Raw genomic sequence first — 14471 nt, 5'->3', positions numbered from 1 at the left:
TCAGGCCCCGCTCGTTACTGCTCCTCCGGCGACACCGAGACGCTGGCAGTAGTGTCGACAGCTTGCTTCCAGATACTGAGCGAACGGCGGTAACGGTACGTTCTGCTGTGCCAGAAACCGCTCCGTGCGGGATGTGTCGAAACGGCAGGTCTGAATAAATGCCAGGGATTCCGGGGCCACCTTCAGCAGCCCGGGCAGGCCCGGTATGGCCAACAGAGCTTTCATCACACCGATAGGAAGATGCCTTCGGGGGGCAGGCTTACCAAGGAATTGCGCCGCTGCCTGTAAAAGCCCTGCCAGGTTGGGCGTGTTCTGGTCCAGCACCAACAGCGTATCGGGCGCGTGATTGGCCTCGCAGGATGCCGCAATCACCTGGGCCAGGCTATCCACCGGAACCAGTGGCAACCAGTGGTCCGGCGACCCCGGAATCATGGCCATGCGCCCGTGGTAGAGATTATCGAGCAGGCCATGCAGCGGTTGGGCGGGGTCAAGTTCCCCCGTTGAACGGTGGCCGGCAACGGTCGCCGGCTGTATCTCGACCGCATCCAGCCCATGCCTTGCCACGAATTCTCGCAACCGGAAGGCGGATTCCAGTTTGCTGGCCTCATATCCACCGGCCCGCCGGTACACCCGGCTCCAGTCGGTCTGCTCCGGATGGCTCCCATTAATCCCAAGCCGTGACAGGTGCTCGGTGTTTGCCAGCATGAAGCCACTGATAAACACCAACCGGCAGCGTAGTTGGCGGGCCAGTTCCGCCACCCGGAGGCTGCCGGTTACGTTGGTATGCCGGGCATCGTGTTCAGGCAGGTTCCAGGCGAACCGGGCGGCCAGGTGCACAATGCATTCGATGCGGCCCGGCAAGGTGATTAGCCCCAGTTCAGGCTTTTCAAGATCTCCTTCCAGTGCGGAAAACCGCTCCATGGCGATGCCCTGTTGTTGAAGAAAGCCGATGAGCTGGGTCAGGCTGGATTGGGAGCGGGTCAGTGCCTGCACTTCGTGCCCCTGCTGCAACAGGGTGAGGCACAGATATTTGCCAATAAAACCGGTGGCGCCGGTGATCAGGATGGTCATGGTGCGTTCCTTGTTCATTGAGTCGAACGCAGCCTAAAGTATGGAGTATGCTCCAGGGTCAACAGGGAGAGTGCTTGGCATGAGAATATCGGAACTTGAACGACGCACCGGGGTGAGCCGGGATACGCTGCGCTACTACGAAAAGCAGGGGCTGATTCGGGAAGTGGGCCGCAGCGGCAACAATTATCGGGACTACCCGGAGCAGGTGGTCGCACGCGTATTGATGGTGAGGCAGCTCAAGGGGTTGGGGTTTTCGCTGAACGAAATCCGCGAGTTGCTGGATGCGGTTCGTTCCGACCGGATTGATTGCCTGCAGGGTGCGGCTGTGATGGCGCGCAAACGGGCCCTGGTGGACGCCCGGATTGCCGAGTTAACGGCGGTCAGCGAACTCTTGAAACAAGAGCAGGCCCGCCTGGAAGCCAGTGCCAGGGAGCACGGCCTGGTGTGATCGCCATCCCCATAATTGCTGATAGCGTGGTAAAGGTAGCTTCCTTAACATAGATCGTCTTTTCAGGTTCCTTTGATCTGTCCGGGAAAACGGTCTTGCTGTCACTCCGCTCCGCTTTAGCCTACGTTGCCTTACTCTCTGCCGTTCTGGCGATCCTGCCAGGAATGACGTATGTGGGTGCAGCCGCCGCTGGTGCGACGGTACTGCTGGGCTGGCAGGACATGCGTAATGTGCCCCGAGCGGTGTTTGTGGTGGCTCTGGCCATGCTGATGTTCGCTCTGGGGTACAACCCGGAGCTGATTGGGACGGCCTCCGGTAATGTGACCCGGCTGGCAGGGCTGATGCTGGCGGTGATGCTGCTGTCGAATGTTCTGGCCCGCACGGAGGACCTGCAACAGATCTCCACCAGTCTGTTTGGCGGTAAGCCTCTACCCCGATATCTCAGCCTCGCCTTCGGCACCTCACTGGTGTCTGTTCCGTTGAATTTCGGCTCGGTCGCCGTGGTAGGCAGCCTTGTGGGCGAGCGTATCCGTCGCAATGGTGATTCGGAATCTACCCGCAATGCCACACGGGCGGTGTTGCGAGGGTTCGGCGTCGCCCCCATGTTCTCGCCCCTTTCCATTTCGGTGGTGCTCACTCTGACGTTGTTGCCTCAGGTGAGTTTGCTGTCGCTATTGTCACTGGCCGTACCGTTTTCTGTGCTGATGGTGCTGGCCGGGCTACGTTGGCGAGAACCGGAACCCTTGCAAAGCACAGAGCAGAGCGTTACCCGTGCTGGTCCGGGCAGCTGGTTGCGGTTTGGCGGGCTGATTCTGGCGATCTGTGTGGGTGTGCTCTGGCTCAGCCATCGGTTCGGGCTGAGTTATGCCCATGCGGTGGCCCTGAGCTGTCTGGCTGCAGTACTGTTGTATCGGGTTCTGGGCTGGTTGAATTGGGAAAATCCGCCGATGACCAGCATGGCCAATGTCAGCAATGAGCTGGCGATTGTCGGTGGTTCGGCGTTTATCGGGGCGGTACTCAGCGGCGTGGTACTGGGCCAGATCAGCGGTCAGCCGGAATTGCCGGTGTGGCTCTGGGCCCTGCTGGCAGCGGGTGTGCCCTGGGTGTTCTTTGCCGCCGGGCTGGCGGGTATGAATCCGATTATTATTGCCACTCTGATCGGCGGCATTCTGGGTTCGCTTTGGCCAACCGCCGCCCAGCTGGGCCTGGCCATAGCTATGGTCACCGGTTGGGGCATTACCGCCTTCGGAACCCCGTTTGCCGCCAATGCCCTGATCATGGAGCGGTTGACCGGCTACCGGGCGGTGGATGCGTCCTTTCGGTGGAGTGTGGGGCTGTCGTTGTCGGGGCTGGCGTTCGCCAGCCTGCTGACGGCGGCGCTCACGTTCGTCCTGGTCTGATTCCGGCGTTGCAGTACACAAATACTTATAGTCTTCCTGTACCGCCTCTGGTATTGTGCCTGCATCCTGCCTCTAGGGATTCCGCAGTTTCCGGCCACAGGCCGCCCTTGCGAACCATCCATACGACCTGTCAGAGGACGTCCCGCCGCAACCGGCGTGAGACCGTAGTCGTCATTTTTCCATGGATCATCATGGCTTCTGCCCGCATTCGCCGATCGACGGTGTTCGTGGAGGCAGATTCAATCAAGAGTTTATTTTATATGAGTTTTTCTTCTCTCGGTTTGTCCGAGCAACTGGTCCGTGCCACCACCGACCAGGGTTATGAAACCCCGTCCCCCATCCAGCAACAGGCCATTCCCGCCGTGTTGTCCGGCAAGGACGTGATGGCCGCGGCCCAGACCGGCACCGGCAAGACCGCCGGTTTCACCCTGCCTTTGCTTCAGCGCCTGGCCGAACAGCCGCGCACCGGTAAAGGCCCACGGGCGCTGATTCTGGCCCCGACCCGGGAACTGGCCGCGCAGGTTCACGACAGCGTGGCCCTGTACAGCAAATACATGCCGACCCGCTCCGCCGTCGTGTTCGGGGGCGTGAAAATCAACCCGCAGATGATGAAGCTGCGCAAGGGACTGGATGTGCTGGTGGCGACACCGGGACGTCTGCTGGACCTGTACCAGCAGAATGCGGTTCGCTTCAACGAAGTGGAAATCCTGGTACTGGACGAAGCCGATCGGATGCTCGACATGGGCTTTATCCGCGACATTCGCAAGATCCTGGCGCTGTTGCCCGCCAAACGCCAGAACCTGTTGTTCTCCGCCACCTTCTCCAATGACATCCGGAAGCTGACCCAGGGTCTGCTGAACGATCCGGTCCAGGTGGAAGTGGCGGCCCGTAATACTACTGCGGAAACAGTCAGACAGTCAGTCTATCCGGTGGACCAGAGCCAGAAGACCGCATTGCTGAGCAAACTGGTCCGGGACAACAGCTGGGAGCAGGTGCTGGTCTTTACCCGCACCAAGCACGGCGCCAACCGCCTGACCAAGAAGCTGGAGCAGGACGGCATCACCGCCGCTGCTATTCACGGCAACAAATCCCAGGGTGCCCGTACCCGTGCCCTGTCCGAGTTCAAGCAGGGCGATATCCGGGTGCTGGTTGCAACCGACATCGCCGCCCGCGGCCTGGATATCAAACAACTGCCGCAGGTGGTGAATTTCGAACTGCCGAACGTGCCGGAAGACTACGTGCACCGGATCGGCCGGACCGGTCGTGCCGGTGAGAATGGCCACGCGTTGTCGCTGGTCAGTGCCGACGAAGGCAAATTGCTGGCAGGCATCGAGAAGCTGATCAAGAAACAACTTCCGCGCAAGGAAGTGGAAGGTTTCGAACCGAAGAACAACCTGCCCCTGAAACCCAAAGCCAAGGCCGATCCGAGCAAAGCTCGAGGTCGCGGTGGCAACGGTGGTGGTAATGGCCGCCCGGGTGGCAAACCCCGCAGTTTCGGCGCCAAGCCTGGCGGTAGAAGCGGTGGTCGCGGTCAGGGAAGCGGACAACAGGGCCGGCGCCAGAGCGCCTGATCAGGCATAAAAAAGCGGGGCCGGAGGCCCCGCACAGGAGAACGCACCGTCCGGCGACCCACAGACCAGGAGTCGCCGGAAGGCACGGGGATCAGAATTTATAGGATACGCCGACCATGTAGACCCACGGATCGATGGAAACGTCAAATGCATCAAAGCCTTCGATCTGTGCTTCGGTATCGATATCCACGTACCAGACCGCCGCGTTAACGCCTACCTTGTCGGTGACCATATAGTCGGCGCCCAGCTCACCGGCCAGACCAAAGCTGTCATCCAGCCTGATGTTCTTTCCTTTGAGAATGCCAGCTGTCTTCTCATCAAAGAAGGTTGTGTAGTTCAGACCGGCTCCAACGTAGGGCTGGAACTTGCTGCCGCTGGGCATTGGAAAATACTGCAGAGTCACGGTCGGCGGCAGGTGTTTGGTTTCAGCCAATTTGCCGGCTGCACTTAGAGCACCGTCGCCCTTGATGTCGTGCTTGAAGGGCGTCGCAGCCAGGATGCCAACACCAATCTGATTGGTCAGCATGTATGTTGCGGTCAGGCCAAGTTGGGTGTCGTTGTCGACATCTACTCTGCCTCCGGCAATTTCGTCACTGGATGCGTTCGGAGCAACGGTTGCCGCTCCCAGGCGCCCAATAAAATCGCCAGCTTCATAAGCGTGTGCCATAGGAGCAGCCGCCATGACTGCTGCTGCCAGAATACCGAGTTTAAAAGAGTAAGACATGGGCCATCTCCTTGATCAGAATCGTTGATGAACACAGATTAATGATCGCGGGATGGACAAACTTGATATAAAACAATTCAGGCTGGCGGCCGGGCGGCCTTTGGTGGCCGGATTGACGCAACTCAAGAAATCGGGATGTTTGCAGGGATAGAGCCGGTATCTGGCCTAGCCCTTTTTCGCCTCGGGCAGGCTGTCCTCGGGCATGAAGACGTCGCGGATGCTCAGGGGCTGGCCGTCGGCATCCCGGACCAGAACCGTTTGCACCGGACGGCCGGTAGCGCGGTCCCTCAGATCCAGCGCCTCCTGTTCCGGGGCCGGATTCCACTTGTCGCCCCACTGGCGCAGGGCAATGACCACGGGAAACAGATCCCGGCCCTTGTCGGTCAGGCGGTATTCAAAGCGTGAGCCGTGTTCCCCGACATCGACCTTCCGCAGGACGCCGTTGTCGACCAGGCGGCCGAGCCGATCACACAGGATATTCTTGGCGATGCCCAGTTCCTGCTGGAAATCCACGAACCGGCGGGTGCCATACATGGCGTGCAGCACAATCAACAGGGACCACCAGTCGCCGACTTCATTGAGGGCGCGGGCAACGGAGCAGCTGGAATCATCAAAACGTTTTCTGGCCATGCCTGCCAGTGTACCGAATAGGGTTGCATCTTAAAACCAGATTTAATAAGGTTGCTTTAAGAAACCAGATTAGTGAGGTTGCACATTATCATGAGCATGAATCTTGGCCCGCTGTTCGAGCCGTTCGAAACCCAGAACCTGAAGCTTCGCAACCGGGTGGCAATGGCACCCATGACCCGCAACTTCTCGCCCAACGGTGTTCCGGGGCAGGATGTGGTCGACTATTACCGTCGTCGTGCCGAGGCCGGCATCGGCCTGATCATTACCGAGGGCACCACGGTGAACCATCCTGCGGCCAGCGGTTATCCCAATGTTCCGAGATTCCACGGCGATGACGCCCTTGCCGGCTGGAAAAAGGTGGTCGATGCGGTGCATGAGGCGGGTGGCGCCATCTTCCCGCAGCTCTGGCACGTCGGGGCCGTTCGTAAGGAAGGGGTAGAGCCCTACCCGGAAGTTCCCGGCTACAGCCCCTCAGGACTGTTTGCGCCGGGCAAGCCGAACGGCAAGGCCATGACACAGGACGATATCCAGGACGTGATCAAGGCGTTTGCCGATGCCGCCCAGGATGCCAAGGCGCTGGGGTTTGACGGTGTCGAGATTCACGGTGCCCACGGCTATCTGCTGGACCAGTTCCTTTGGGAGGGGACCAACCAGCGTGACGACGAATACGGCGGCAGCATGGAAAACCGGTTGCGGTTCGTGGTCGAGATTGTGGAAGAAGTGCGCCATCGCGTTGGCCCGGATTTCCCGGTGATGTTGCGTTTTTCCCAGTGGAAGCAACAGGACTACGAAGCGAAGCTGGTGCACAGCCCCGAGGAGCTGGATCGTTTTCTTCAGCCCCTGGTAGAGGCTGGAGTCGACATCTTCCACGCCTCCACCCGCCGATTCTGGGAGCCGGAGTTCGAGGGTTCCAACCTGAACCTTGCAGGCTGGACCCAGAAACTGACGGGCGTCCCCACCATGTCCGTGGGCAGCGTCGGCCTGACGGAAGACTTTATCAGCGGCACCTTTGCCAGTAAGAAAGAAGCCGTGGAGAAAGCCGGTATCGACGAACTGGTGGAGCGCATGAACAACCACGAATTCGAGCTGATCGCCGTTGGCCGGGCCCTGCTTCAGGATCCGGAATGGCTGGTCAAGGTCAAAGAGGGCCGGCTGGAAGAAGTGGAAGCCTTCGCGAAGAAATCCCTGGCCAAGCTTTACTGACCGACCCTTCGATCGTACCCCTGCCGCAGCGCCGAGAGGCCTGCGGCTTTTTTTTGCCTGTGCGGTCGCCGGGGAATCTGTCGGGTCCGTAATCGCGTCTTCGTATTCAGCGACTATCATGAAGGAAATTGTCAGCCACAGGGAGTTTGAAATGGTCGCAGCCCGTTCCTTGAAAACCACCGCGCTTGCCATCCTGTTTGCCGCGCTCGCCGGCTGTGCCACGGTGGGCCGGGATTTCCCCACCCACAACGTGGACCAGATCCGGATCGGGGAAACCACCCGTGCCGAGATCCAGACGATGTTCGGTGAGCCCTGGCGCACCGGGGTCGAAGATGGCAAGCGCACCTGGACCTACGGCAAATACCGCTGGTCTGCGTTCGGCGATGCGGAAACCACCGACCTGGTGGTGCGCTTCAACCCGGACGGCACAGTGTCTTCCTACGTGTTCAACACGACGGAATAACCGGTTCCGGAGGCGCCGATGCCAGGAAACGGAATTGTACTGACCGGAGGAGGGGCCCGGGCTGCCTATCAGGTGGGGGTCCTTCGGGCGATCGCCGATATGTACCCGGACTGGGAGCATCCGTTCCGGGTGATCGTCGGCACCTCCGCCGGTGCCATCAATGCGATGGCCATTGCCGGCAGCCGCGGTCGCTTCCGCCACAGCATCGATCACCTCGAGAAGGTGTGGTCGGGCCTGACCATGGATCAGGTCTTCCGGGCCGATCCGTTCAGCATGGTGCGCAATGTCACGAGCATTGCCCGGCGCATGCTGGCTCGCCCGTCGGAGGGTGGACCGGTGTCCTTTCTGGACAACCGCCCTCTGAGAAAGTTGCTCGAGGAACACATCGATTTTGAACGGGTTCGGGATACCCTCTCGGCCGGCCACATTGACGCCGTCGGGTTAAATGCCTGTGGATATGCCTCGGGACAGAACGTCTGCTTTTTCCAGGGACGGCCCGACCTGCAAGGCTGGAGCCAGGGCCAGCGCGCCGGCACCCGCACGGAACTGACGATCGATCACATCCTGGCGTCGTCCGCCATCCCGACCCTTTTCCGGCCGGTGGCCATTAACCGCGAATACTTCGGCGACGGCGTGACCCGCCAGATGGCCCACATCAGCCCGGCGCTGCGACTCGGTGCGACCAAAGTGCTGGTAATCGGGGTGAGTGCCAACGCCATGTGCCCGCCCAAACGGCATCACCAGCAGGAAACACCTTCCCTCAGCCAGATCCTGGCGCAGGTGTTCAATGGTATGTTCCTGGATACCCTCGAATACGACATCGAACACTCCCGCATGATCAACCAGTTGCTGGCCCTGATTCCGCCAGAGCGCTTAAAGGAAGCCAACCTGGACCTTCATCCGGTGGATATTCTGGAAATCTCCCCCTCGCAGCCCCTCGACGAGCTGGCTGCGCCTCACATGGGCGCTTTGCCGCCCCTGGTCCGAACCCTGACCGGGGAGGCCGAATCGGTGGCGGATGGCGGCGCCAACCTGGCGAGCTACCTCCTGTTCGATAACCATTTCTGCAAAACCCTGATGGAGCTGGGTTACCGCGACGGCCAGGCCCACGCGAACCAGATCCAGCGATTCTTCAATTCGGACGAATGACCGGCTAACTCACGCTGATTCCCGGGCAATGGCCTCCAGAGTGCTGCTGGACACATGATCGACCATCGCGCCCCGGAACTGTCGATTAATGAACCGCTCCGTCTCCCGCTGGATGCGCTCCCGCTGATCCGGCTTCTCCAGATAGTCCATGGCCCGGAACAGGATATAGCGGATGGTCATGTGGGAAATCTCGTGGATGGTCTCGCTGTCGACGCCCGACACCAGATCGCGCTCGATGATATCCTCGGCCATCTCCCGGGCACTGGCATTCAGCTGCGCCTCCAGCGCCTGGCGCAGGACGGGGGAGGGGCCATGGAGTTCCCGCACGGCGACGGTGGTGGCAGCCGGATTCGACAGGAAATAGTGGTAGACGAATACCACCGTGTCATGGGAGGCCTGTTCCGAGGATTCCGCCATGCGCCGTAGCTCCCGCACCCCGGTTTTCATGTCCTCGGCGATGTAGCCCAGCACCTGCAGTCCGAACTCGTCCAGGTTCCGGAAATGCCGGTAGAAGGTGTTCGGATTCAGTCCGGCTTCCCGTGCCAGTTCCCGAAGCCCCAGCGACGTCAGGCTCCGGGTTTCGGTGATCAGGCGCAGGGCGGCCTGGATCAGTTTCAGTTTTCCGCCGGTCAGGATTTCCATTGTGTCCTCTCAACCTGTCGTCCCCCGAAATTGAGGCGCAATGGGGACAACCATCTGTCAGCTAGGGCCATTAGGGCACTGTTTGCGTGCGCAATGTATACGGCTGTCTACCTGCTGATGTATACATGTGTCTACCGGTCATGATGACCGCCCGGACAATAACAGGCAAGGCCACACAGGCCAACGCAGGAGAGCAGCAATGACACAGAACGCGCAGATCGCCATCATCGGCACCGGATTCTCCGGTCTCGGCATGGGCATCAAACTCAAGGAAGCCGGCATCCACGACTTCGTCATTCTCGAGCAGAGTGACGACATCGGCGGCACCTGGCACGAAAACCATTACCCCGGCTGCGCCTGCGACGTTCAGTCTGCCCTCTACTCCTTCTCCTTCGAACAGAACCCGAACTGGAGCCGGATGTTCGCCACACAGCCTGAAATCAAGGCCTACCTCAAAGGCTGCGCCGAAAAGTACGGCCTGATGAAGCACATCCGGCTGAACACCCACCTCACCGGAGCCCGTTGGGACGAAAAAGCCAGTACCTGGACCCTCGAAACCTCCCACAGCCCGGCGCTCTGGGACTATATGAAGAAAAAAGGCTTGAAGCCGGGCGACGAGCTGGACCAGGCAGATCCGGCGTTACCGCCGCTGAACAAACTCCGGGCCAACGTGCTGGTATCCGGCATGGGCGGTCTCAGCACCCCGGCCTATCCGGACATCAAGGGCATCGACACCTTTACCGGCACCAGTTTCCATTCCCAGGACTGGGACCACGATTACGATTTCCGGGGCAAGCGCGTCGCCGTGATCGGCACCGGGGCTTCCGCGATCCAGTTTGTACCGGAAGTCGCGAAAGAGGCGGCCCACCTGGACCTGTACCAGCGCACGCCGCCCTGGATCATGCCCAAGCCGGACCGGGAAATCCGGCCCGTTGAGAAGCTGATGTTCCGCAAAGTCCCGCAGACCCTCAACGCCTTCCGCCAGAGCATCTACTGGATGCTCGAAGGCCGAGTGCTGGGCTTTGTCGGCAACCCGCGCATCCTCAAGCTCGGGGAACTGCAGGCCCGCCGACATATTCGCAGCCAGATCCGCGACAAGGCGCTGAGAAAGAAAGTGACGCCGGATTTCCACTTCGGCTGCAAACGGGTGCTGATCTCCAACAACTACTACCCGGCGCTGGACCAGGATCATGTCGACGTGCTGACCGATGGCATCCGGGAAGTGAAGGGTAATGTGATTGTTGATAACCACGGCGTCGAACGAACAGTGGACTGCATTATCTACGGCACCGGATTCAAGGCCCAGGAGCCGATTCCGCGGGGCATGATCTTCGGTCGCAACGGACAGGATTTGCTGGATGCCTGGCGCGAAGGGGCCGAGGCCTACAAGGGCACTACCGTGGCCGGGTTCCCCAATTTCTTTATGCTGATGGGGCCCAACACCGGCCTGGGACACAGCTCCATGGTTTACATGATCGAATCCCAGGTTCAGTACGTCCTGGATGCGCTCCGGAAAATGCAGGATCGGGGCTGGAACAGCGTGGAAGTGAAGCAGGACGCCTTCAGCCGTTATAACGCGTCCATTCACGCCAAGCTGGGGGATTCGGTCTGGCAGACGGGATGCAAGAGCTGGTATGTGAACGAGAACGGCAAGAACACAACCCTGTGGCCGGGCTTCACCTGGCAGTTTCGCCAGCAGACGCGTCGATTTGACGCAGCCAGCTATCACTGCGAACAGCAAGCGGTGTCACCGGCGTCGGCACCGGCAGTGGCGTAAACAGGAAGGAGGTTGGCGCATGTACGTACAAGGCGAATAAGCGGGCGTTAAGTTTGCTTTAAGATTGTGCAGGCAATATTCTCACCGCATTCTTTCTGTAGTGTCTTGGTAATAGTATGGCGTTAAATTCCTCAGGTTCTATCCCGACCCCGAAGGGGGCCGGGACTTCTTCATGGTTGCAGTTCAAACCCCACTGGCTGGTCCTGATTTGTGCGGTCGTGTTCACCGCCTTCTACAACGCGCCGTTCTACAAGGCGATTGAAGAGTATGTGGGCTTTGGTCAGCCACTGCTCATGGTCAAGCTGGCGTTCCTCCTGCTGTTGGTCAACCATCTTCTGATCAGCCTGTTTTCCTTCCGGTTTGCGCTCAAGCCCTTCCTGATCTTCCTGTTTTTCGCGGCCGCGTTCAGCAGCTATTTCATGAACGCCTACGGCACGCTGATCGACAAGCACATGCTGCAGAACGCCATGGAGACCGACGTCAATGAAGTCCGGGGGCTTCTGAGTGTCAGTCTGCTGATTCACACCCTGATTTTCTTTGTGGTGCCGGTGGCGATCCTGTATTTCGTTCGGATCAAGTGGCCGCCGGGATTCCGGAAGATCACCCACTGGCTGCTGCCCATCGTGGCCGACATTGCCCTGGTTCTGTTACTGGCCCTGACCAGTTACGACGAAATGGCCTCGACCTTCCGGAATCACCGCGATATCAAGGACATGGTGGTACCGGTCAGCAGCGTTTCGGCGCTGGTGTCTGTCGGTAACAAGGCCGTTGCTGCCCAGTTCCCGGTGGAATACCAGCAGAAGGGACTGGACGCCAAGGTCAGCCCGGCAGCGTCGGAGCGGGACAAACCGAATCTGGTGGTGTTCGTGCTGGGCGAAACGGCACGGGCCGACCACTTCACGCTCAATGGGTATGACCGGGACACCACGCCCAGGCTGAATGCGCTGGCGGCCGAGCCGGACTCCAACCTGGTTAACTTCCCGAAGGCCTCTTCCTGCGGGACGGCCACGGCTTTCTCGGTTCCCTGCATGTTTTCCTGGGTCACCCGGTCCGATTATGACGAGTCGGTAGCCAAGAACAGCGACAACCTGCTGGATATCATGGTACGGGCGGGCATTGACGCCAGCTGGCTGGACAACCAGTCCGGCTGCAAGGACATGTGCAACCGAATCCCGACCAGCAAGCCGGAAACTCCCGCCCTGTGCAAGGGCGAGTACTGTGAGGATCTGGTGCTGATTGATGGCGCCCGTAAGGTGATCGACAAGAACGGTAAAAACGACCAGTTCCTGGTGTTGCACCAGCTGGGCAGCCACGGCCCGGAATACTACAAGCGCAGCAAGCCGGACCAGAAGGTCTTCAAGCCCGAGTGCGAGAGCAACGAGTTGCAGAGCTGCGATCAGCAGACGATCATAAACGCCTACGACAACAGTATCCGGGTGACCGACGACATGCTGGGGCAGACGGTGGATATGCTGAAATCCCTGTCATCCCGGTACAACGTCGCCATGGTGTATATGTCGGACCACGGGGAATCCCTGGGTGAACACGGCCTCTACCTCCACGGCATTCCCTACCTCGTGGCGCCGGAAGAGCAGACCCATGTGCCCTTCGTCATGTGGCTGTCGGATGGCTTCCAGAAGGCCAATCACATCGATATGGCCTGCCTGGCCAAAGAAGCCCAGAAGCCAGTCAGTCAGGACAATCTGTTCTCGTCACTGCTGGGGATGATGAACGTCCAGACCAAAATGATTCAGCCCGACCTCAACCTGTTCTCGGATTGCCGGTCGGGCTGATCCTGTCTTTGGTTCCAAACCGGGCAGATCACATCTGCCCGGTTTCCTCGTAACGCTGATGCCAGCTCAGGGCCTCGCCGAGCAGGTGCGGGGTGTGCATCCCGCGACCACTGGCACAGGCCCGTTTGAAGTAATCCCGCAGCCGGGGCCGGAAATCCGGATGGGCGCAGTTCTCGATGATGCTCAGGGCCCGCTGCCGCGGTGCCAGTCCCCGAAGATCTGCCAGGCCCTGTTCGGTCACCACGATTTGTACGTCGTGCTCGGTGTGGTCCACGTGGGACACCATGGGAACGATGGTGGAGATGGCGCCGCCTTTCGCCGTTGACGGCGTCATGAACACCGACAGATAGCCGTTGCGCGCGAAATCCCCGGATCCGCCAATCCCGTTCATGATGCGGCTGCCCATCAGGTGGGTAGAGTTCACATTGCCGTAGATGTCCGCCTCGATCATGCCGTTCATGGCGATGATGCCCAGGCGCCGGATCACTTCAGGATGATTGCTGATTTCCTGGGTGCGCAGGAGGATCCGTTCCCGGTAGAAGTCGATGTTGTCCGTCAGTTCCTTGCTGGCCTCCGGGCTCAGGGAGAGTGCGGTGGCCGAGGCCATGCGCAGTTTGCCCGACCGCAGCATGGCCAGCATGCCGTCCTGGAGCACTTCGGTGTAGGCGGTCAGGTCGCTGAATGGGCCTTCGTTCAGGCCGGCGAGGACCGCGTTGGCGATGTTGCCGACGCCGGACTGCAGCGGCAGCAGGTTTTCCGGTAACCGCTTCTTCTCCACTTCCATCTCGAAGAAGGCCAGCAGGTGGCGGGCGATGGCGTTCGACGTCTCGTCCGGTTCGCTGAACCGGGAGCAACGGTCCGGTGCGTTGGTCTCGACCACGGCGATGATCTTTTCCGGCGGGCACAACAGGTATTTCTCCCCGATCCGGTCGTCCGGTTGGGTCATCTCGATGGGCTTCCGTCGCGGTGGCAGGGCCGTTCCGTAATAGACGTCGTGCATGCCTTCCAGGCCGGCACTCTGGCCGTGGTTGACCTCGAGGATGACCTTGTCCGCCTGGTCGATCCAGGTCTTGTTGTTGCCGATGGACGAGGAGGGGATCAGCTTGCCGTCTTCGGTAATGCCGGCCACCTCGATCACGGCAACGTCCAGCTCCCCGAAAAAGCCCGACCAGGCATGCTGGGCCACGTGGGACAGGTGGATGTCGATGTACGACATCCGGCCCTCGTTGATCTTCTGGCGGCACACCGGATCGCTCTGGTAGGGCAGGCGCATTTCGATACCGTCCACCTCGGCCAGGGCGCCATCCAGTTCCGGCGCCGTGGAGGCACCGGTCCACACGCTGATGCGATAGTTTTCGCCGCGCTCCCGGCGTTCCCGGATATGCGCCGCCAGCGCCTGCGGAACGGCCTTGGGATAACCGGCCCCGGTAAACCCGCTCATGCCGACATTGGCTCCGGAAGGGATCAGGGCAGCGGCTTCCCCGGCGCTCATCAGGCGCTCTCGCAGTCGGGAACAGTGGATTCGGGAGGCTTCGGTCATAACGGCTCCAGCAGAGAAACAGTGGGACAAAAAATTGGGATGGTAATACTACGATATGAA

General features: G+C 60.1%; 13 protein-coding genes. 8 read left to right on the top strand and 5 right to left on the bottom strand.

Annotated elements, in window-relative coordinates; all coding sequences use genetic code 11:
• Positions 1 to 1071: an SDR family oxidoreductase gene (locus MLD04_RS07305; RefSeq protein WP_248156323.1), complete on the bottom strand. Its 1071-nt coding sequence runs from the start codon at positions 1069 to 1071 to the stop codon at positions 1 to 3.
• A gap of 79 nt (positions 1072 to 1150) precedes the next feature.
• Between MLD04_RS07305 and MLD04_RS07300 the strand changes: the two genes are divergently transcribed.
• The 3 genes from MLD04_RS07300 (at position 1151) to MLD04_RS07290 (ending at position 4490) form a co-directional block, all read left to right on the top strand.
• Positions 1151 to 1519: a MerR family transcriptional regulator gene (locus tag MLD04_RS07300; RefSeq protein WP_248156321.1), complete on the top strand. Its 369-nt coding sequence runs from the start codon at positions 1151 to 1153 to the stop codon at positions 1517 to 1519.
• 95 nt (positions 1520 to 1614) lie between these two features.
• On the top strand, positions 1615 to 2919 hold the full coding sequence (locus tag MLD04_RS07295) for a hypothetical protein (RefSeq protein ID WP_248156319.1): 1305 nt from the start codon (positions 1615 to 1617) through the stop codon (positions 2917 to 2919).
• 260 nt (positions 2920 to 3179) lie between these two features.
• The gene (locus tag MLD04_RS07290) at positions 3180 to 4490 is read left to right on the top strand and encodes a DEAD/DEAH box helicase (protein WP_248156318.1); all 1311 of its coding nucleotides are present in this window, start codon (positions 3180 to 3182) and stop codon (positions 4488 to 4490) included.
• A gap of 91 nt (positions 4491 to 4581) precedes the next feature.
• Here the strand turns inward: MLD04_RS07290 and MLD04_RS07285 are convergent, their stop codons facing one another.
• Together MLD04_RS07285 and MLD04_RS07280 are read right to left on the bottom strand one after the other, a co-directional pair.
• Positions 4582 to 5214: an OmpW/AlkL family protein gene (locus tag MLD04_RS07285; protein WP_248156316.1), complete on the bottom strand. Its 633-nt coding sequence runs from the start codon at positions 5212 to 5214 to the stop codon at positions 4582 to 4584.
• Between the two features lie 165 nt (positions 5215 to 5379).
• Complete coding sequence (locus tag MLD04_RS07280) at positions 5380 to 5844, bottom strand: winged helix-turn-helix transcriptional regulator (protein WP_248156314.1); 465 nt, start codon at positions 5842 to 5844, stop codon at positions 5380 to 5382.
• 90 nt (positions 5845 to 5934) lie between these two features.
• On the opposite strand from MLD04_RS07280, the gene MLD04_RS07275 reads away from it, so the two are divergent.
• The 3 genes from MLD04_RS07275 to MLD04_RS07265 all read left to right on the top strand — a co-directional run bounded on the left by MLD04_RS07275 (position 5935) and on the right by MLD04_RS07265 (position 8659).
• Positions 5935 to 7047 (top strand): NADH:flavin oxidoreductase, encoded by a 1113-nt coding sequence (locus MLD04_RS07275; protein ID WP_248156313.1) that lies wholly within the window; start codon positions 5935 to 5937, stop codon positions 7045 to 7047.
• A gap of 151 nt (positions 7048 to 7198) precedes the next feature.
• Positions 7199 to 7510: an outer membrane protein assembly factor BamE domain-containing protein gene (bamE, locus tag MLD04_RS07270; protein WP_248156311.1), complete on the top strand. Its 312-nt coding sequence runs from the start codon at positions 7199 to 7201 to the stop codon at positions 7508 to 7510.
• Positions 7511 to 7528: 18 nt separating this feature from the next.
• Entirely contained in the window at positions 7529 to 8659 is a 1131-nt protein-coding gene (locus MLD04_RS07265; protein WP_248156309.1) for a patatin-like phospholipase family protein, read from the top strand.
• Positions 8660 to 8668: 9 nt separating this feature from the next.
• On the opposite strand, the gene MLD04_RS07260 is transcribed toward MLD04_RS07265, so the two are convergent.
• Positions 8669 to 9301, bottom strand: coding sequence for a TetR family transcriptional regulator (locus MLD04_RS07260; RefSeq protein ID WP_248156307.1), 633 nt, complete (start codon positions 9299 to 9301; stop codon positions 8669 to 8671).
• Positions 9302 to 9500: 199 nt separating this feature from the next.
• On the opposite strand from MLD04_RS07260, the gene MLD04_RS07255 reads away from it, so the two are divergent.
• Both MLD04_RS07255 and MLD04_RS07250 read left to right on the top strand, forming a co-directional pair.
• Positions 9501 to 11078, top strand: a complete 1578-nt coding sequence (locus tag MLD04_RS07255) for a flavin-containing monooxygenase (protein WP_248156305.1) — start codon at positions 9501 to 9503, stop codon at positions 11076 to 11078.
• A 176-nt stretch (positions 11079 to 11254) separates the two neighbouring features.
• On the top strand, positions 11255 to 12871 hold the full coding sequence (locus MLD04_RS07250; RefSeq protein WP_248156303.1) for a phosphoethanolamine transferase: 1617 nt from the start codon (positions 11255 to 11257) through the stop codon (positions 12869 to 12871).
• 28 nt (positions 12872 to 12899) lie between these two features.
• Here MLD04_RS07250 and scpC read toward each other — a convergent pair whose 3' ends face one another.
• Entirely contained in the window at positions 12900 to 14411 is a 1512-nt protein-coding gene (gene scpC, locus MLD04_RS07245; RefSeq protein WP_248156301.1) for a succinyl-CoA:acetate CoA-transferase ScpC, read from the bottom strand.
• Positions 14412 to 14471 lie beyond the last annotated feature (60 nt).

The sequence above is a fragment of the Marinobacter koreensis genome, from assembly GCF_023156285.1.
Taxonomy (GTDB): Bacteria; Pseudomonadota; Gammaproteobacteria; order Pseudomonadales; family Oleiphilaceae; genus Marinobacter; species Marinobacter koreensis.
This window is presented reverse-complemented; position numbering and strand designations above follow the sequence as displayed.

Excerpts from the sequence above, each read along its gene's own strand:
- MLD04_RS07300 (WP_248156321.1), top strand. The coding sequence starts at position 1,151 with ATGAGAATATCGGAACTTGAACGACGCACCGGGGTGAGCCGGGATACG.
- MLD04_RS07290 (WP_248156318.1), top strand. The coding sequence starts at position 3,180 with ATGAGTTTTTCTTCTCTCGGTTTGTCCGAGCAACTGGTCCGTGCCACC.
- bamE (WP_248156311.1), top strand. The coding sequence starts at position 7,199 with ATGGTCGCAGCCCGTTCCTTGAAAACCACCGCGCTTGCCATCCTGTTT.
- MLD04_RS07275 (WP_248156313.1), top strand. The coding sequence starts at position 5,935 with ATGAGCATGAATCTTGGCCCGCTGTTCGAGCCGTTCGAAACCCAGAAC.
- MLD04_RS07280 (WP_248156314.1), bottom strand. The coding sequence starts at position 5,844 with ATGGCCAGAAAACGTTTTGATGATTCCAGCTGCTCCGTTGCCCGCGCC.
- MLD04_RS07285 (WP_248156316.1), bottom strand. The coding sequence starts at position 5,214 with ATGTCTTACTCTTTTAAACTCGGTATTCTGGCAGCAGCAGTCATGGCG.
- scpC (WP_248156301.1), bottom strand. The coding sequence starts at position 14,411 with ATGACCGAAGCCTCCCGAATCCACTGTTCCCGACTGCGAGAGCGCCTG.
- MLD04_RS07265 (WP_248156309.1), top strand. The coding sequence starts at position 7,529 with ATGCCAGGAAACGGAATTGTACTGACCGGAGGAGGGGCCCGGGCTGCC.
- MLD04_RS07305 (WP_248156323.1), bottom strand. The coding sequence starts at position 1,071 with ATGACCATCCTGATCACCGGCGCCACCGGTTTTATTGGCAAATATCTG.
- MLD04_RS07260 (WP_248156307.1), bottom strand. The coding sequence starts at position 9,301 with ATGGAAATCCTGACCGGCGGAAAACTGAAACTGATCCAGGCCGCCCTG.
- MLD04_RS07255 (WP_248156305.1), top strand. The coding sequence starts at position 9,501 with ATGACACAGAACGCGCAGATCGCCATCATCGGCACCGGATTCTCCGGT.